The sequence below is a fragment of the Neisseria blantyrii genome (genome assembly GCF_962747855.1).
Taxonomy (GTDB): Bacteria; Pseudomonadota; Gammaproteobacteria; order Burkholderiales; family Neisseriaceae; genus Neisseria; species Neisseria viridiae.
In genome coordinates, this window is the sequence record NZ_CAUIZY010000003.1 from 182,509 (window position 1) to 201,572 (window position 19,064).

The following is a 19,064-nucleotide window of genomic DNA, read 5'->3' on the forward strand; positions in this document are numbered from 1 at the left end:
AAAAATTATGAAAACTTCCGAACTGCGCCAAAAATTCCTAAAATTTTTTGAAACCAAAGGCCACACCGTCGTCCGCTCTTCCAGCCTCGTGCCGCACGACGACCCGACCCTGCTGTTTACCAACGCGGGCATGAACCAGTTTAAAGACGTATTTTTAGGTTTCGACAAACGCCCGTACAGCCGCGCCACCACCGCGCAAAAATGCGTACGCGCAGGCGGCAAACACAACGACTTGGAAAACGTCGGCTACACCGCCCGCCACCACACCTTCTTTGAAATGATGGGCAACTTCTCCTTCGGCGACTACTTCAAACGCGACGCCATCCACTTCGCTTGGGAGTTTCTCACTTCCCCCGAATGGCTCAATATCCCCAAAGACAAACTGTTGGCGACCGTTTACGCAGAAGACGACGAAGCCTACAACATCTGGTTGAACGAAATCGGTATGCCGTCTGAACGCATCGTCCGCATCGGCGACAACAAAGGCGCGAAATACGCATCCGACAACTTCTGGCAAATGGGCGACACCGGCCCTTGCGGTCCTTGCTCCGAAATTTTCTACGACCACGGCGAAGAAATCTGGGGCGGCATTCCCGGCAGCCCCGAAGAAGACGGCGACCGCTGGATTGAAATTTGGAACTGCGTATTTATGCAGTTCAACCGCGACGAACAAGGCAATATGAATCCGCTGCCCAAGCCGTCCGTCGATACCGGTATGGGCTTGGAGCGTATGGCCGCCGTCATGCAGCACGTTCACAGCAACTATGAAATCGACCTGTTCCAAGACCTGCTCAAAGCCGTTGCCCGCGAAACCGGCGCAGCTTTCAGCATGGAAGAACCCAGCCTGAAAGTCATCGCCGACCACATCCGCTCCTGCTCATTCTTGATTGCAGACGGCGTATTGCCTGCCAACGAAGGCCGCGGCTACGTATTGCGCCGCATCATCCGCCGCGCCGTGCGCCACGGTTACAAACTGGGTCAAAGCAAACCGTTCTTCCACAAACTGGTGGCCGATTTGGTCAAAGAGATGGGCGATGCCTACCCGGAATTGAAAGAAAAACAAGCTCAAATCGAAGAAGCGTTGAAAAACGAAGAAAGCCGTTTTGCCCAAACTCTGGAAACCGGTATGGCTTTATTGGAAAACGCGTTGGCTAAAGGCAGTAAAAAACTCGACGGCGAAATCATCTTCAAACTCTACGATACCTACGGTTTCCCATACGACTTGACCGCCGACATCTGCCGCGAACGCAATATCGAACTGGACGAAGCAGGCTTCGAGCGCGAAATGGAAGCCCAACGCGCACGCGCACGCGCCGCACAAAGCTTCAAAGCCAACGCCCAACTGCCTTACGAAGGTCAAGACACCGAGTTTAAAGGTTATAGCGAACGCCAAACCGAAGCCACCGTGTTGGCACTCTACAAAGAAGGCGAACAAGTCAATGAATTGAACGAAGGCGACAGCGGCGCAGTCGTTATCGACTTTACCCCGTTCTATGCAGAATCCGGCGGCCAAGTCGGCGACGTCGGCTATATCTTTGCAGGCGAAAACCGCTTTGAAGTACGCGATACCCAAAAAATCAAAGCGGCCGTATTCGGCCAATTCGGCGTACAAACCTCAGGCCGTCTGAAAGTCGGCGACAGCGTTACCGCCAAAGTAGATGACGAAATCCGCAATGCCAATATGCGCAACCACAGCGCGACCCACCTGATGCACAAAGCCCTGCGCGATGTATTGGGCGAACACGTTGAACAAAAAGGCTCTTTAGTTACCGCCGAATCCACCCGTTTCGACATTTCCCATCCCCAAGCGGTAACTGCCGAAGAAATCGCCGAAGTAGAACGCCGCGTCAACGAAGCCGTTTTGGCCAACGTTGCCGTCAACGCAGCCATTATGAGCATGGAAGACGCGCAAAAAACCGACGCGATGATGCTCTTCGGCGAAAAATACGGCGACGAAGTGCGCGTACTGCAAATGGGCGGTTTCTCTACCGAATTGTGCGGCGGTACACACGTTTCACGCACCGGCGACATCGGCCTCTTCAAAATCATCAGCGAAGGCGGTATTGCCGCAGGCGTGCGCCGTATCGAAGCCATCACCGGCCTGAACGCACTCAAATGGGCGCAAGAGCAAGAACGCTTGGTGAAAGACATTATTGCCGAAACCAAAGCCCAAACCGAAAAAGACGTATTGGCGAAAATCCAAGCAGGCGCGGCACACGCCAAAGCATTGGAAAAAGATTTAGCCAAAGCCAAAGCCGAACTCGCCGTCCACGCAGGCGCAAAACTCTTGGACAACGCAAAAGACCTGGGCGCGGCCAAACTCGTTGCCGCACAAATCGAAGCCGATGCCGCAGCCCTGCGCGAAATCGTAACTGACCTGACTGGAAAATCCGACAACGCCGTGATTCTTTTAGCGGCAGTAAACGACGGCAAAGTCTCCCTGTGCGCCGGCGTATCCAAAGCCCTGACCGGCAAAGTCAAAGCAGGCGATCTGGTCAAATTTGCAGCCGAACAAGTCGGCGGCAAAGGCGGCGGCCGTCCCGACTTGGCGCAAGCCGGCGGTACAGATACCGACAAATTGCCCGAAATGCTGGCAAGCGCGGAAGAATGGGTAAAAGCCAAACTCGCGTAATCCCTCCGCCGCAAGCAAAATGCCGTCTGAACGCCCAAGCCTTCAGACGGCATTTTTTCCGCACGCAGTTGCTACGGTTACAAAAATCCCGTCATTCCCGCGCAGGCGGGAATCCAGAACGCGGGACGGCGGCAATATTCAAAGGTTGTCTGAAAATTCAGAGGTTCTAGATTCCCGCTTTCGCGGGAATGACGGCGGAGAAGTTTCTGTTTTTCCAATAAATTACCGTAACTTAAAATCCCGTCATTCCCGTGCAGGCGGGAATCTAGGACGTTCGGTTCGGTTATGTCGGCATTTCGGGAAACTGATGAATCGTCATTCCCGTGCAGGCGAAAATCTAGGGCGTTCGGTTCGGTTATGTCGGCATTTCGGGAAACTGATGAATCGTCATCCCCGCGCAGGCGGGAATCCAGGGCGTTCGGTTTCGGTTATGTCGGCATTTCGGGAAACTGATGAATCGTCATCCCCGCGCAGGCGGGAATCCAGAAACGCGGGACGGCGGCAATATTCAAAGGTTGTCTGAAAATTCAGAGGTTCTAGATTCCCACTTTCGTGGGAATGACGGGATATAGGTTTCCCTACGGACGTGTTCAGATTCCCGCCTTCGCGGGAATGACGGCGGAGCAGTTTCTGTCTTTCCGATAACTTACCGTAACTTAAAATTCCGTCATTACTGCAAAAGCAGTTGCTACGGTTACTGATTCGTTCCCCCTCATCCGAATTACGCCGCACACCGCAAAAAACGCGCGCCCAATACAGTTACATAGTTGCTACGTTTACCGTCAAAAATGCCGTCTGAAACCCCGGGCTTCAGACGGCATTTTTTTATTTCAAACCCTTACAGGTAGAATTTTTCGATGACTTTCAGATTGTCGTCTAATTTGTACACCAGCGGCTGACCGGTCGGGATTTCCAAGCCCATGATGTCTTCGTCGGAAATGCCCTCGATGTGTTTTGCCAGCGCGCGCAGGGAGTTGCCGTGCGCCGCCACCAAAACGCGTTTGCCGCCCAAAATCGCGGGGGCGATTTGGTCTTCCCAAAACGGCAATACGCGCTCCAGCGTTACTTTCAGGTTTTCGCCGTCGGGGATAACATCGGCAGGCAGATGGGCATAGCGGCGATCTTTGTGTGCAGAAAACGCATCGTCTTTGTCCAAAAGCGGCGGCAGGGTGTCGTAGCTGCGCCGCCAGATGCGGACTTGCTCGTCGCCGTATTGTTCGGCGGTTTGTTTTTTGTCCAAACCTTGCAGTCGGCCGTAGTGGCGTTCGTTCAGCCGCCATGTTTTGATTTGCGGTACGAACAGTTGGTCGGATTCTTCCAAAACGATGTTGCAGGTCTTAATCGCGCGGGTCAGGACGGATGTGAAGGCGATGTCGAACTCATAGCCGTTTTCTTTCAGTTTTTTACCGGCGGCGGCGGCCTCGGCAAGCCCCTGCTCGCTCAGCTTCACGTCGCGCCAGCCTGTAAACAGGTTTTTCGCGTTCCATTCGCTTTGTCCGTGGCGGATAAATACCAGTTCCATATCGTCTCCAATGTGTGAAAGTGGGAAAGCCTTATTTATAACATATTTTCACATTTCCCGTATTTGATTCAGATTTAGACACGGTGCCCACTATGGTTTGCCGTTTTGATTTACAATAATGTCCTTTGCTTTACATTCCGCATACACAATGAATACGCAACCGCACGCTTCCCATACCGATTCCAATACGCTGATACTCGGTCAATACGCCGAACGCGCCTATCTCGAATACGCCATGAGCGTGGTCAAAGGCCGCGCGCTGCCTGAAGTTTCAGACGGCCAAAAACCCGTGCAGCGGCGCATTTTGTTTGCCATGCGCGATATGGGCTTGACAGCGGGGGCGAAGCCGGTGAAATCGGCGCGCGTGGTCGGCGAGATTTTGGGTAAATACCACCCGCACGGCGACAGTTCTGCCTATGAGGCGATGGTGCGCATGGCGCAGGATTTTACCTTGCGCTATCCCTTAATCGATGGCATCGGCAACTTCGGTTCGCGCGACGGCGACGGAGCGGCGGCGATGCGTTACACCGAAGCGCGGCTGACGCCGATTGCGGAATTGCTGTTGTCCGAAATCAATCAGGGGACGGTGGATTTTGTGCCGAACTACGACGGCGCGTTTGACGAACCGCTGCACCTGCCCGCCCGTCTGCCTATGGTATTGCTCAACGGCGCGTCGGGCATCGCGGTAGGCATGGCGACCGAAATTCCGTCGCACAATTTGAACGAAGTTACGCAGGCGGCGATTGCGCTGTTGAAAAAGCCGACGCTGGAAACCGCTGACCTGATGCAATACATCCCTGCGCCCGATTTTGCCGGTGGCGGTCAAATTATCACGCCGGCGGACGAATTGCGCCGGATTTACGAGACAGGCAAAGGCAGCGTGCGTGTGCGTGCGCGTTATGAAATTGAGAAATTGGCGCGCGGACAGTGGCGCGTGATTGTGACTGAGCTGCCGCCGAACGCCAATTCAGCCAAAATCCTTGCCGAAATCGAAGAGCAAACCAACCCGAAACCGAAAGCGGGCAAAAAGCAGCTCAACCAAGACCAGCTCAACACCAAAAAGCTGATGTTGGATTTAATCGACCGCGTGCGCGACGAGTCCGACGGCGAGCATCCCGTGCGCCTAGTGTTCGAGCCGAAATCCAGCCGCATCGATACCGATACCTTCATTAACACGCTGATGGCGCAGACTTCGCTGGAAGGCAATGTGTCCATGAACTTGGTGATGATGGGTTTGGACAACCGCCCTGCGCAGAAAAACCTGAAAACGATTTTGCAAGAATGGCTGGATTTCCGCGTCGTTACCGTAACACGCCGTCTGAAATTCCGTTTGAACCAAGTGGAAAAACGGCTGCACATTCTCGAAGGCCGTCTGAAAGTCTTTCTGCACATCGACGAAGTGATTAAAGTCATCCGCGAATCAGACGACCCGAAAGCCGATTTGATGGCGGCATTCGGGCTGACCGAAATCCAAGCCGAAGACATTTTGGAAATCCGCCTGCGCCAGTTGGCGCGTTTGGAAGGGTTCAAACTCGAAAAAGAATTGAACGAATTGCGCGAAGAACAAGGCCGTCTGAACATCCTTTTGGGCGACGAAAACGAAAAACGCAAGCTGATTGTCAAAGAGATGCAGGCGGATATGAAGCAGTTCGGCGACGCGCGCCGCACGCTGGTGGAAGAAGCCGGACGCGCCGTGTTGACGCAGACCACTGCCGACGAACCCATCACGCTGATTCTGTCGGAAAAAGGCTGGATACGCAGCCGCGCCGGACACAACCTCGATTTGAGCCAAACCGCGTTCAAAGAAGGCGACCGCCTCAAACAAACCCTTGAAGGCCGCACCGTTTTACCCGTTGTCATCCTGGATTCATTGGGCAGAACCTACACGCTCGATGCCGCCGAAATCCCCGGCGGACGCGGCGACGGCGTGCCGGTTTCATCCTTAATCGAGCTGCAAAACGGCGCGAAACCCGTTGCGATGTTGACAGGATTGCCGGAACAACATTATTTATTATCAAGCAGCGGCGGCTACGGCTTCATCGCCAAGCTGGGCGACATGGTCGGGCGCGTGAAAGCGGGTAAAGTGGTCATGACCGTGGACAGTGGCGAAACCGTCCTGCCGCCTGTTGCCGTCTATGCTTCTTCGCTGATCAACCCCGACTGCAAAATCATTGCCACCACCAGTCAAAACCGCGCCCTCGCCTTCCCCATCGGCGAATTGAAAATTATGGCGAAAGGCAAAGGACTGCAAATCATCGGATTAAACGCCGGCGAATCGATGACGCATACCGCCGTTTCTTCCGAGCCGGAAATCCTGATTGAAAGCGAAGGCAGGCGCGGCGCGGCGCACAAAGACCGCATCCCCGTCTCCCTGCTTGAGGCAAAACGCGGCAAAAAAGGCAAACTATTACCCATATCGGGCAGCCTGAAACAGCTTTCTTCCCCGAAATAAACCCGATTCTGCACATATTATGGTAATTTCCAATACCCGCGAACTTGAAAAACTCAAAGACCGGATTCCCAATCTGATCAACATCATCCGCGTCGCCATCGTTTTCCCGCTGATGATTATGCACATCCTCGGGCTGGAAACCGGCAGCCGTGCGAACCTGCACGCTTCGTGGACGGCGTGGGCGTTTTATGTTTGGCTCGCCATTGCCTGCTGGCTGATTTTCTTTTCCATCATCCATCCGCATTGGCAATGGCAGTCGCTGAAAATGCCGCGTTTCAGCGCGGTGGCGGACATCACGATGATCGGCGTGCTGACCTACCTGTTCGGCGGCATCGACTCCGGCTTCGGCATCCTGATCCTGCCCTTCGTCGTCTGCTCCTGCCTGCTCAGCTACGGGCGCTACCCCCTGCTCTATTCCAGCTACGCCGCCATCCTGCTGATATTCAACGCCATTGCCGACGGCGATATCGGCAAATACCCGCTCATATCGGATGCCCGAACCGCCTCGGCAACCTTCATCCTTGTCGCCGCCTCCTATCTTTCCGCCATCTTCACCTCACTGTCGGTCAAATACATCGACCGTGCCGGAAAACTCGCCTACGACAGCCATATCGCCTACCACCGCATCAAAGGCTTGAGCCAAACCGTACTCGAACGCGTTCAGGAAGCTGTCGTCGTCATCAATGCCGAAGGGCTGGCGGTGCTGTTCAACCTGAAGGCGAAAGACCTTTTCCCCACACTCGAAATCGGACGGCGCGCCGGTCTGTCCGATTCTGCCGCCGAACTGTGGGATCAAGCCTCTCCGCACACTTTCGAATACGTCCTCGGCACACCCAGCCTGAACGCCGGCATCCGCGCCGTTCCGGTCAACAAAGGGCCGGACAAGCTGCTCATCCTCTACATCCGCCCGCAAAGCGAAATTCAGGCGGAAGCCCTGTCCGTCAAACTTGCCGCGCTCGGACAACTGACCGCCAACCTCGCCCACGAAATCCGCAACCCGATGTCCGCCATCCGCCACGCCAACGACCTGCTGCGCGAAAATATGGAAGCGGGGGCGGCAGATCCGTTCAACGCCAAATTGTGCAAAATCATCGACGGCAACGTCTGCCGCATCGACAAAATGCTCGAAGACATTTCCTCGCTCAACAAGCGCAACAAAACCGAACGCGAAACCATCGGCCTGATACCGTTTTGGGAAGAATTCAAACAAGAGTTCCTGCTCGGCCATCCCGATGCCGCCGGCTGCATCCGTCCGGATATTCAAGGCGGCAGCCCGACCGCCTATTTCGATCCCGCCCACCTGCGGCAAATTATGTGGAATCTCGCCAACAACGCGTGGCGGCACAGCCGTAAACAGCCCGGCTCGATTTCCGTCACCATCCGCCCCGCGCAAAAAAACACCGTCTGCATCCTCTTTGCCGACGACGGCGGCGGCGTGCCGCCCGAAGTGCAGGAACACCTGTTCGAACCCTTTTACACCACGGCGAAAAACGGCACCGGCCTCGGGCTGTATGTCGCCCGCGAACTGGCGCACGCCAATTTCGGCGATTTGACCTACCTGCCGGAAGCCAAATGTTTCGAACTCACATTACCGGAAAAAACCAATGACTGAACTGCAACATCCCGTCCTCGTCGTCGATGACGAAACCGACATTCTCGACCTGATGGAAATGACCCTGATGAAAATGGGCTTGCGCGTCCATACCGCGTCAGGCGTTGCCGAAGCCAAAAACAAGCTCGACAGCCAACGCTATTCGCTCGTCCTGACCGATATGCGTATGCCCGACGGCTCCGGGCTGGAAGTCGTCCAACACATCAACAGCCGTGCACTCGACATCCCGATTGCCGTCATTACCGCCTTCGGCAATGCCGATCAGGCACAGGAAGCGTTGCGTTGCGGCGCGTTCGACTACATCCAAAAACCCATCACCCTCGCCCGGCTGCGTTCCCTCGTCAAATCGGCAATTTCCGTTTCCGAAAACCAAAACAAAATCCCCGAACCGCCCGTTCAGACGGCATCCCCCGTTTCTTCCCCCATGCCGTCTGAAGCCCCGAAACCTGCAAACGCAATACCGACGGCACCGCCCGTTTCCGCCGCCCTTCCCTATGCGGAACCCGATATGCCCCGCCTGCTCGGTAGCTCTCCGCAGATGGTTGAAGTCCGCCACCTCATCCGCCGCCTCGCGCCCGGCAAAGTACCCGTCTATATTTCCGGCGAATCCGGTACAGGTAAAGAACAAGCGGCGCGCACCATACACGAACTGTCCGACCGCGCGGACAAACCCTTTGTCGCCGTCAACTGCGGTGCGATTCCAGAAAACCTGATGGAAAGCGAATTTTTCGGCTACCGCAAAGGCAGCTTTACCGGCGCCGACAAAGACCACGACGGCTTCTTCCGCCACGCCGACGGCGGCACTTTATTTTTGGACGAAGTCGCCGACCTGCCCCTTTCCATGCAGGTCAAACTCCTGCGCGCGATTCAAGAAAAAGCCGTGCGCCGCATCGGCGATACCGCCGAGCAGCCCGTCGATGTCCGCATCGTCTGCGCCACCCACAAAAACCTCGAAGCCCTTGTCGAAAGCGGCGCATTCCGCCAAGACCTGTATTACCGACTCAACGTCGTCAGCCTCAATATGCCGTCCCTGCGTGAAATGCGCGAAGACTTGAAGCTGCTCATCCCCTACCTCCTTTACAAACACAGCCACAACAACCGGCCTTACACACTCGCCCCCGCCGCGCAACAGATGCTCCTGAATTACAGTTATCCAGGCAATTTCCGCGAACTGGAAAACATCCTCGAACGCGCCGTCGCCCTGTGCGTCGGACATACCGTGCAAATCGACGACCTGCAAATCCAAGATGTGCGCCACAAACCCGTTCAGTCCGAAACCACCGCCCGCGCCGCCGATACCTTGCCGTCTGAAACAGCCGCCGCACCGTCCCGCCTCCTGCCGTTCGACCCCGATACCATGCAGATACAGGACTACCTCGACCAAATCGAACGCGACATCATCGAACAAGTCCTCAAACAAACCAAAGGCAACCGCACGCAGGCCGCCAAACTTTTGGGCATCAGCTTCCGTTCCATGCGCTACCGTATGGAACGCCTCAACATAGACTGACGGCAAAACAGCATCCGCACCATCTCCGCCCACCCGAAAAAATGCCGTCTGAAACGGCACGGGAAAGCGGGTTTGCCCCACGTCGGAACGGACACAAAACACTATGACCGACATCCTTATTGACGACACCGCCACCGAAACCGTCCGCGCCCTGATACGGGCATTCCCCCTCGTACCCGTTTCACAACCACCCGAACAAGGCAGTTACCTCCTTGCCGGACACGATACCGTCAGTCTCAGGCTTGTCGGGGAAAAGGGCAGCGTCATCGTCGACTTTGCCTCCGGCGCGGCACAATACCGGCGCACAAAAGGCGGGGGCGAACTCATCGCCAAAGCTGTCAACCACACCGCGCACCCCACTGTATGGGATGCGACTGCAGGATTGGGGCGCGACAGCTTCGTCCTCGCCTCGCTCGGGCTGGCCGTTACCGCCTTCGAGCAACATCCTGCCGTCGCCTGCCTGCTTTCAGACGGCATCCGCCGCGCCCTCCTCAATCCCGAAACGCAAGACACCGCCGCACGCATCAACCTCCATTTCGGCAACTCCGCCGAACAAATGCCCGCACTTGTTCAAACACAGGGCAAACCCGACATCGTCTATCTCGACCCGATGTATCCCGAACGCCGCAAAAGTGCCGCCGTCAAAAAAGAAATGGCCTACTTCCACCGGCTCGTCGGCGAGGCGCAAGATGAGGCCGTCCTCCTCCATACCGCCCGACAGACTGCAAAAAAACGCGTCGTCGTCAAACGCCCGCGCCTGGGAGAACACCTTGCCGGACAAGCTCCTGCCTACCAATACACCGGCAAAAGCACCCGCTTCGACGTTTACCTGCCCTACGGAGCGGACAAGGGATAACGCCCATAAAACAAGACACCGAAAAATTTGCCGTTCTTATGCAAACGAGAAACCGGTTTTTGCGTTTTGACTGTTTTGGATAAGTCATCACACCTTAAAGTTTGTCATTACAACGGAAGTGGGAATCCGATTCGTTCAGTTTTAGTTGTTTTCGAGTTTCAGGCAACTTCCAAACCGTCATTCCCTCGAAAGTGGGAATCTAGAAATGAAAGGCAACAGGAATTTGTCGGAAATGACCGAAACCGAACGGACTAGATTCCCGCCTGCGCGGGAATAACGGGGCGGGAGGATGCCGTCTGAAATTCCGTCATTCCCGTGAAAACGGGAATCTAGAACTTCTGATTTTTCAGACGACTTTTGAACATTGCCGCTACCCAATGATCTGGATTCCCGCCTGCGCGGGAATGACGATGTAAAATTATCCGGGATTCAAAAAGACAGGCTTTCGCATCCGTGGGAATGACTGCGGAAAGATGATTTTTATAGTGGATTAACAAAAATCAGGACAAGGCGACGAAGCCGCAGACAGTACAAATAGTACGGAACCGATTCACTTGGTGCTTCAGCACCTTAGAGAATCGTTCTCTTTGAGCTAAGGCGAGGCAACGCTGTACTGGTTTTTGTTAATCCACTATATTTTGTCATAAGAATCCGCACCTTAATCAGTTGGCGGTTAAATCAAACTTTTAAGGTGCAGATTACTTTTTATGATTTCAGACGGCATTTTGACAGGCCGCAAACCTATTTCGGCAATACCAAAAACTTAATCAGCAGTTCTTTGAACACAAAACCGAACACGCCCAAGCCCAAGACCAAAAACAAAATGGCAATGCCGAATTTGCCCGCTTTAGACTCCTTGCCCAAATTCCAAACGATAAAACCCAAAAAAATAATCAAGCCGGTCAGGCAGATTTTCAACGCCCAATCGGCAAAAACTGCTTCATCCATATTTTTTCCTACTGTTGATGTGTATGCCATACGCGATAAGGGTTTCAGACGGCATCTGCTGTCCAATGCCGTCTGAAACACGCAATCAGCGTGCGAGTGCCTGTTTCAAATCGTCAATCAAATCGCCAACATATTCCAAACCGACCGACAGGCGCACCAATCCGGGGCGGATGTTGGCGGCGAGTTTTTCTTCGGGCTGCATCCTGCCGTGCGTGGTTGTCCACGGATGGGTGATGGTCGAGCGCACGTCGCCGAGGTTGGCGGTACGGGAAAAGAGTTCCACGCCGTCCACGACTTTCCATGCGGCTGCTTGGTCGGCGACTTCAAAGCCGATGACGATGCCGCCGCCGTTTTGCTGTTTGCGGATAAGCTCTGCCTGCGGATGGTCGGGCAATCCGGTGTAATACACGGCTTGAACCTGCGGCTGCGCTTGCAGCCATTGTGCGATTTTCAGGGCGTTGTCGAACTGTTTTTCCATACGCAGCGACAGGGTTTCTACGCCGCTCAACAACTGCCATGCGTTAAACGGCGACATCGCCAGCCCGCAAGAGTTGCAGTAAACGGCGACCTGCGCCATCAGTTCTTCCGAACCCGCCAACACGCCGCCCATCACGCGTCCGTGTCCGTCTATGGCTTTGGTCGCGGAGGAAACGGAAATATCCGCGCCGTGTTTCAAAGGCTGCGAGCCGACGGGCGACAGCAGGCTGTTGTCCACCACCAAGAGCGCGCCGATGCCGTGCGCCAATTCCGCCAAGGCTTCCAAGTCGGCCACTTCGCACAAGGGGTTGGACGGCGTTTCCAAAAACAGCAGTTTGGTGTTGGCTTTGACGGCGGCTTTCCATTCGTTTATATCAGTCGGCGACACGTGGCTCACTTCGATGCCGAATTTGGTAACGATGTTATTGATAAAGCCGACGGTCGTGCCGAACAGGCTGCGGCTGGAAACCACATGATCGCCCGCCTGCAAAAAGGTGAAAAACGCCGCCTGAATCGCGGACATACCCGTCGAAGTGGCGACCGCGCGTTCCGCACCTTCCAAAGCGGCGATGCGTTTTTCAAAGGCGGCTGTGGTCGGGTTGGCGGTACGGGTATAAGTGAACCCTTTGATTTTTTTTGAAAACAAATCGGCAGCGTGTTGGGCGTTGTCCCACATGAAGCTGCTGGTCAGAAACAAGGCCTGATTGTGTTCGCGGTATTCGGTTTGTTCTTTGCCGCCGCGTATGGCAAGCGTCTGCGGGTGGAGTTTTTTGCTCATTGGTAATTCCTCGGTTTTGTCCGTTCAGCAACGGGGCGTGCGCCCGTTGTTTAATTTATTAATATTTTGCGCCTGTTCCATAAGGCTTTCAAGTCGGATGAGAATGGAAATGCCGTCTGAACACGGCTTTCAGACGGCATGACGATCAGCGTTTGTATTTTAATTCGTACTTGATGTCGTTGAGGATTTTGCGGATATCGTGTTCCAATACGTCTTCGACTACCGCACCCGCCTGCTCGTGCAGCATTTGCTGGAGCTGATAAGTAAAGAGCGCCATCTGCTTCTGCACCGCCGTACGGATAATGCCGTTGACGGTATCAGTCAGATGGGGGCGCAGGCGTTTGATCAGCCGTTCGGTCAGCTCCTGTTCGGACAGGCAGAACACTTCGCGCCGGTTGACGGCTTTCGGATTCAGAATATTGATTTGGACGGGCATCAACGCCTCTTCCGCACCGCCTTCGCCGTTTTCCACAACCCCGTCTGCCGCCGTACCCGATTCTGCCGCATCGGCGTTTTCCCCGCCCTCAATCTGTCCGGTTTCAAATTCGGCACTGTCTTTTTTGGCATCGAACCGGATTCTCCGCCGCGATTCGATGTGTTTTTCCGAAACCGACATTTGCAGGGAAGCCTGCGCGTTGAGCCAGTTTTCCTGAAGGACGATCATCGGGTCGGTTTCGACTTCCTCGCCGCAATCGGCAACGGCGGCATTGTGTTCCTCCTGCCATTTCTTCAGATACGCCTTCAACACGCGCTCACGGCTCCCATCGTCCAGTTTCGGCATCGGCGCGTCCGTTCCGGTTTCAGAGGGACGGGACAGCGGCGCGTAAGTCGGCACTGCCTTCATACGGCGCGTCTGACGCAGGTTTTCCAAACGTTTTTCCCAATTCGGCTCTTTATCCTGATTGTTTGTATCCATTTTTTCGGCTTCCGGTTCTTATAGTGGATTAACAAAAATCAGGACAAGGCGACGAAGCCGCAGACAGTACAAATAGTACGGAACCGATTCACTTGGTGCTTCAGCACCTTAGAGAATCGTTCTCTTTGAGCTAAGGCGAGGCAACGCCGTACTGGTTTTTGTTAATCCACTATAATCTTTGCAGGCAGACAAACCCGCGCATAAAGCGCGGTTTGATATAATGGCGCATTTTAACAGATTCGCGAGGATACATCATGGGCAGCATCGAACAGCGTTTGGAATATCTGGAGGAGGCGAACGACGTGCTGCGTATGCAGAACCACGTCCTGTCCACCGCCTTCAAAGCCTTAATCCGCGCCCTTCCCGCCGACACCGCCGAAATCGCGGTCGAGTCCATCCAGCTTGCATTTGAGGACGCACTGGCGGAATTGAACTATGAGGACAGTCCGCATACCGATTTGTTTCACGATGTTACTTATGCGTTTTTCCGCGAAAAAGAACGTTAATTTTATGTTAAACTGATTTTTTAGGCTTTTTGATTACCGAAAGGAATGTTGATGAATATGAAAAAATGGATTGCCGCCGCCCTTGCCTGTTCCGCACTCGTGCTGTCTGCCTGCGGCGGTCAGGGCAAAGATACCGCCGCGCCCGCCGCCAACCCCGACAAAGTGTACCGCGTGGCTTCCAACGCCGAGTTTGCCCCCTTTGAATCTTTAGACTCGAAAGGCAATGTCGAAGGTTTCGACGTGGATTTGATGAACGCGATGGCAAAGGCGGGCAATTTTAAAATCGAATTCAAACACCAGCCGTGGGATAGCCTTTTCCCCGCCTTGAACAACGGCGATGCGGACGTTGTGATGTCGGGCGTAACCATTACCGACGACCGCAAACAGTCTATGGATTTCAGCGACCCGTATTTTGAAATCACCCAAGTCGTCCTCGTTCCGAAAGGCAAAAAAGTATCTTCTTCCGAAGATTTGAAAAAGATGAACAAAGTCGGCGTGGTTACCGGCTACACGGGCGATTTCTCCGTTTCCAAACTCTTGGGCAACGACAATCCGAAAATCGCGCGCTTTGAAAACGTCCCCCTGATTATCAAAGAACTGGAAAACGGCGGCCTGGATTCCGTGGTCAGCGACAGCGCGGTCATTGCCAATTATGTGAAAAACAACCCGGCCAAAGGAATGGACTTCGTTACCCTGCCCGACTTCACCACCGAACACTACGGCATCGCAGTACGCAAAGGCGACGGGGAAACCTTAAAAGTAATGAACGATGCGTTGAAAAAAGTACGCGAAAGCGGCGAATACGACAAAATCTACGCCAAATATTTTGCAAAAGAAGGCGAACAGGCCGCAAAATAAGCCCGCCCGTCCGAACAAAATGCCGTCTGAAGCCCTTTCAGACGGCATTTTTTATTGTCTGTGCCGTTTTGTGTCGGGACGGAAATGTCTATTGCAGCACGGCATTCTTGTGCCGCCATTTGGGTTTTCAGACGGCATCGGGGGCTTCAGACGGCATCGCCCCCTCCGCCGTCATTCCCGCTAAAGCGGGAATCCGGTCTGTTCGGTTTCGGTTTTTTTTTAGGTTTCGGGCAACTTCTAAACCGTCATTCCCGCGCAGGCGGGAATCTAGATTTTCGGGCGGCGGCAATATTCAAAGGTTGTCTGAAAGTTTGAGGTTCTAGATTCCCGTTTTCACGGGAATGACGAAAAGTGGCGGACAGCAGGGGAATGACGGAATTTCAGACGGCATTTAATGCTTTATCGGGCTTCAGACGGCATCGCCCATCGCCGTCATTCCCGCGCAGGCGGGAATCCAGACCTGCGGGCAACGGCAATATTCAAAAATTATCTGAAAGTTTGAGGTTCTAGATTCCCGCTTTCGCGGGAATGACGAAAGGTTGCGGACAGCAGTGGGAATGACGGGGTTTCAGACGGCATTGGATGCTTTGATGCTTTGATGGGCTGAAGCCCACCGCTTCAGACGGCATCCGTCATTCCCGCGCAGGCGGGAATCCAGACCTTTGGGCAACAGTAATATTCAAAGGTTGTCTGAAAATTTGAGGTTCTAGATTCCCGCTTTCGCGGGAATGACGAAAAGTGGCGGGAATGACGGAGTTTCAGACGGCATCGTCCCCCACCGTCATTCCCGCGCAGGCGGGAATCCAGACCTTTGGGCAACAGTAATATTCAAAGGTTGTCTGAAAGTTTGAGATTCTAGATTCCCGCTTTCGCGGGAATGACGGGGTTTCATACGGCATCGCCCGCCTGTTTTGATATGGCGGCAAACCGCCCCGACAAAAAAACAATCCGGAACGCGTCTGACCGTTCCGGATTGTTTTCAGGCGCATCCGCGCATCAGAACATACTGCGCACGCCCATATTGACCTGCCAATTCTGCCGCATCTTGTGCATCGAAGACCTTTGCGCCTCAAAATAAAGCTGCCGCCCGTTTCCAGCATTGCGGCGCACCACGCCCAAACCGTATTCCAACCAGCCGCCACGGTGTTTGAACTCCTCCACGGCAGAGCCGTTGAACCTGTGGCGGATCGTGCCGATAAATTCGCGTTTGTACATCAGCTTGCCGTAGATATTCAACCTGCCGCCGTCCAAACCGTCCACGCCCGCCCGAAAGCCGAACCGCCCCAGCAGGCTGCGGAAGTTGTCCGTTTCGGCAGACAGCCCGTTTGACAGCGAAAAGCCGTAGCCGCGCGTAAACCAGTAGGACAGCTGCGCTTCCGGCTGCCACCAATAGGTTTTGCCGCCATCCTGTTTTTCCATCCGCCTGCCGGTTTCGGCGGAAAGCATATAGGCATTCAGGCGCGCTTCGTCCGATTCGACCCGTTTGCCGGAGTAATTGGTCAGCCCGTAGCTGCCCTTATATCGGGCGATGTTGGCGACCAAATCGTAATATGCCCTGCTTTCCCGGTTGAGCCAGGTGGAATAAACGCCTGCCGTCCTGCCGTAGATTTTGCCGCTGCCGGCGTAGTCTTCGGGGGTGTAGGACGATTGGAGGTGGCGGAGCATCAGCCCTTTGTAATGAATCCATTTGTCGCCGAACCCCGTCCTGTTGAAGCCGCCGGCAAAGCCCCAATAGCGGTTGCTGTAACCGCCCACGCGGTAATCGCTGCGGCTGCCGACGAATTTTCCGCCGACGCGTTTGATCCAGACGTTGTTGTCTTCCTGCGGCGTTCCGTCGGCGTGGATTTCGCCCATACGCTGCACCAGCGTTTCATCGGAAACCGCGTTCAACTGATATAACGCCTCGCCGAAGAGGACGCTGCTCGATGCGCCCGTCGACAATGTTGACGGGTAGAGGTAGAAATCCCGCTTGCCGTCTGCGGAAATATTGACCTTTTTGGAAGCATCCGACTCGCCCAAGTCAAAACACCACCCTCCCTGTTCCGTACAGCGGACATTCAATTTGTATGATGCTTTATTGTCTTCTTGATTGCCTTTGTTTTCGACCAGCTTTAAAAACTCCCTGCCCGTCGTTTTTGCCTTGGCATTGTCTTCATATTCGATAATGTACGTCCCTTCGCTGCCTTTTCGGGTAATCAGCTTGTCCGATTCGCCTTTGACGATGTCGCCATACATTTTGAACACGCCGCCATCACCCTTGAGCTTGCTCACGGACACTTTGACAAATTTGTTGTTGTCGCTAAATTCGACCTGTGCGCCTTCCGACAAATCCAACTCTTTCAGCATTGAATCATTGGTAACCGTCCAGCGCGCGCCGTTGCTTATTTTGAGGTTGACGGTATTGTTTGTCTTGTCGTCGATCGCGCTGTCTTTGATGATTCCTTTTTCGTCAAAGAAATCTTCATATTCTTTGATTTTTGCTTCGTCTTTCTCAATACTTTTTATTCGGCTTTCTTTTAATTTCTCTTTTGCTTTTATTTGTTTTTCTATTTTTTGTTTTTCTTTTTCTTGTGAGCCATCTTCATTGAGTTTAGCCAATTCTTCCTTAAGTTTAGCCAATTCTTCATCCAACTTAGGCAAGCCTTCCTGTTTGCGAACTAGACTTTTCCTTGTACTGTCGATCTCTTTTTCCGTGGGCAGCACTTTTTCATCCGCATCCACGGTTTCGCCGAACATATCTTTCCCTTTGGCAAAGCTCCTTTTCCCGATATGGGCTTCCCCTTCAAAATAAGAATCTTTGTTGGCGAGGTTCACGCTCACGCTGCCGCCGTTGTAGGCGAAAATATCGCCTTTGATTTTGACAACCTTGTCTTCCCCGCCGACAACCTCGACTTTGCTGTTTTTCCCATCAATCGCAAACGCGCTGCCTATGCTTTTCGGCCTGCCCTGCCCGTCATAAACCGGCTTTGCAACGATATCGACATTCCCACGGAAAACCGCTTCCATTTTGGAGCCTTCCGGAAGCTGTTTCTTATTGCCTCTGCCTATACTTGAGCTTGAATAGAAGCCGAAACCGTTGTTTTCCGCCTCGTCCTGTCCGTTCCTATCGATTTTAATATTCACATCGCCCTTAAACTCCATCGTGGTGATGCTTGGGAAAGCAGGGTTGGGTCGAGTGCTACTATAGTGGTTGGCGGTAATGCCTTGCCCTACATCTTTTCCTGATTTGATGTTGATATTCAGCGTCGAGCCTTCTTCGGAAACAAGACGATATTCTCCCACTTTTTCACCATTATTAAACAATAGGATACCTTCGTTATGAGAGTTGGTATTTGAGTCCGCATCCATATTGATGGTATTGCGCCCTTTAAAGGTAAGCGTCGCCGGCGCCAAGCTTGTGGCTACACGAGTATTGATTCCGTCATAAGACAAAATGCCGGCATTCGCGTTATGGGAGGCTATGGTTACGTTTTCAAAAGTAACGTTATTTTTGCCCTCATAGCTTTGATCCGCCAACATCACCACGCCGCCTCTCTTCTCCCCGCTTTTGTCGCTTAAGTCGTACGAATAATCTGAACGGCTTATCTTTGTTTCAAGCGATTTATTGTCAATCGTCGGCGAGGCATCGGCAGAGCCGTCTGCCAATTTGCCTTTTATCGTAATGTTGTTCGTACCGCCTTTGGCGGCAATGATGAGGGAATTTAAGGGTTTGACTTCGGTTTCGCCATCGTAGGTGTAGTTGTTCTCTTGCCCTCCTTGTGCGAGGACGAGGGTGTATTTGTCTGTCTTCTCTATCGTTCCACTGCTTGCAGCGTCCGCCCCTTGCGCGTGCATAGAAGCGGCTGCAAAACCAAGTAAGATGCATTGAACTGTCTTCTTCTGTTTCATCAGTTTTCCATTTTAAAGGTATGTGATTTTTATCATTATATGCTTAAATCATTGACACGCCAAAAAAAAAAAAAAAAAAAAAAAAAAAAAAAAAAAAAAAATTTTTTTT

Annotated in this window: 13 protein-coding genes and 1 pseudogene; 7 read left to right on the forward strand and 7 right to left on the reverse strand. The window is 53.5% G+C overall.

Annotation, left to right across the window (positions count from 1 at the left end):
* Positions 1-7: 7 nt before the first annotated feature.
* Entirely contained in the window at positions 8-2,632 is a 2,625-nt protein-coding gene (alaS, locus tag Q9J80_RS04580) for an alanine--tRNA ligase (RefSeq protein WP_304671381.1), read from the forward strand.
* A gap of 838 nt (positions 2,633-3,470) precedes the next feature.
* On the opposite strand, the gene Q9J80_RS04585 is transcribed toward alaS, so the two are convergent.
* A complete protein-coding gene (locus tag Q9J80_RS04585) occupies positions 3,471-4,154 on the reverse strand; it encodes a 2,3-diphosphoglycerate-dependent phosphoglycerate mutase (RefSeq protein ID WP_301674098.1) in 684 nt (227 codons plus the stop codon).
* 148 nt (positions 4,155-4,302) lie between these two features.
* On the opposite strand from Q9J80_RS04585, the gene parC reads away from it, so the two are divergent.
* The 4 genes from parC (at position 4,303) to Q9J80_RS04605 (ending at position 10,584) form a co-directional block, all read left to right on the forward strand.
* Positions 4,303-6,606, forward strand: a complete 2,304-nt coding sequence (gene parC, locus Q9J80_RS04590) for a DNA topoisomerase IV subunit A (RefSeq protein ID WP_304672731.1) — start codon at positions 4,303-4,305, stop codon at positions 6,604-6,606.
* A gap of 19 nt (positions 6,607-6,625) precedes the next feature.
* The gene (locus tag Q9J80_RS04595; protein WP_304672732.1) at positions 6,626-8,218 is read left to right on the forward strand and encodes an ATP-binding protein; all 1,593 of its coding nucleotides are present in this window, start codon (positions 6,626-6,628) and stop codon (positions 8,216-8,218) included.
* A complete protein-coding gene (locus tag Q9J80_RS04600; RefSeq protein WP_301674095.1) occupies positions 8,211-9,728 on the forward strand; it encodes a sigma-54-dependent transcriptional regulator in 1,518 nt (505 codons plus the stop codon). The genes Q9J80_RS04595 and Q9J80_RS04600 overlap by 8 nt, the downstream gene beginning before the upstream one ends.
* Positions 9,729-9,831: 103 nt before the next feature.
* A complete protein-coding gene (locus Q9J80_RS04605) occupies positions 9,832-10,584 on the forward strand; it encodes a class I SAM-dependent methyltransferase (protein ID WP_301674094.1) in 753 nt (250 codons plus the stop codon).
* 741 nt (positions 10,585-11,325) lie between these two features.
* On the opposite strand, the gene Q9J80_RS04610 is transcribed toward Q9J80_RS04605, so the two are convergent.
* The 3 genes from Q9J80_RS04610 to Q9J80_RS04620 all read right to left on the reverse strand — a co-directional run bounded on the left by Q9J80_RS04610 (position 11,326) and on the right by Q9J80_RS04620 (position 13,703).
* Entirely contained in the window at positions 11,326-11,532 is a 207-nt protein-coding gene (locus Q9J80_RS04610) for a DUF2788 domain-containing protein (protein WP_002212781.1), read from the reverse strand.
* An 85-nt stretch (positions 11,533-11,617) separates the two neighbouring features.
* Positions 11,618-12,787, reverse strand: a complete 1,170-nt coding sequence (metZ, locus tag Q9J80_RS04615) for an O-succinylhomoserine sulfhydrylase (protein ID WP_301672947.1) — start codon at positions 12,785-12,787, stop codon at positions 11,618-11,620.
* 145 nt (positions 12,788-12,932) lie between these two features.
* Positions 12,933-13,703 (reverse strand): hypothetical protein, encoded by a 771-nt coding sequence (locus tag Q9J80_RS04620; protein WP_301672948.1) that lies wholly within the window; start codon positions 13,701-13,703, stop codon positions 12,933-12,935.
* Positions 13,704-13,957: 254 nt separating this feature from the next.
* Here Q9J80_RS04620 and Q9J80_RS04625 point away from each other — a divergent pair, with 254 nt between their 5' ends.
* Positions 13,958-14,209, forward strand: coding sequence for an NGO1151 family protein (locus Q9J80_RS04625; protein ID WP_107819397.1), 252 nt, complete (start codon positions 13,958-13,960; stop codon positions 14,207-14,209).
* A 51-nt stretch (positions 14,210-14,260) separates the two neighbouring features.
* Positions 14,261-15,067 carry a basic amino acid ABC transporter substrate-binding protein gene (locus Q9J80_RS04630; protein WP_301672949.1) on the forward strand — a complete coding sequence of 269 codons (807 nt, stop codon included), beginning with the start codon at positions 14,261-14,263 and terminating at the stop codon, positions 15,065-15,067.
* A 506-nt stretch (positions 15,068-15,573) separates the two neighbouring features.
* On the opposite strand, the gene Q9J80_RS04635 is transcribed toward Q9J80_RS04630, so the two are convergent.
* The 3 genes and pseudogenes from Q9J80_RS04635 to Q9J80_RS10975 form a co-directional block, all read right to left on the reverse strand.
* Positions 15,574-15,696: a hypothetical protein gene (locus tag Q9J80_RS04635; RefSeq protein ID WP_301672950.1), complete on the reverse strand. Its 123-nt coding sequence runs from the start codon at positions 15,694-15,696 to the stop codon at positions 15,574-15,576.
* A gap of 367 nt (positions 15,697-16,063) precedes the next feature.
* Positions 16,064-17,413 (reverse strand): autotransporter outer membrane beta-barrel domain-containing protein, encoded by a 1,350-nt coding sequence (locus Q9J80_RS10970; protein WP_439652347.1) that lies wholly within the window; start codon positions 17,411-17,413, stop codon positions 16,064-16,066.
* A gap of 312 nt (positions 17,414-17,725) precedes the next feature.
* Positions 17,726-18,955 (reverse strand): annotated as a pseudogene (locus Q9J80_RS10975) (hypothetical protein); the annotation flags it as partial.
* Positions 18,956-19,064 lie beyond the last annotated feature (109 nt).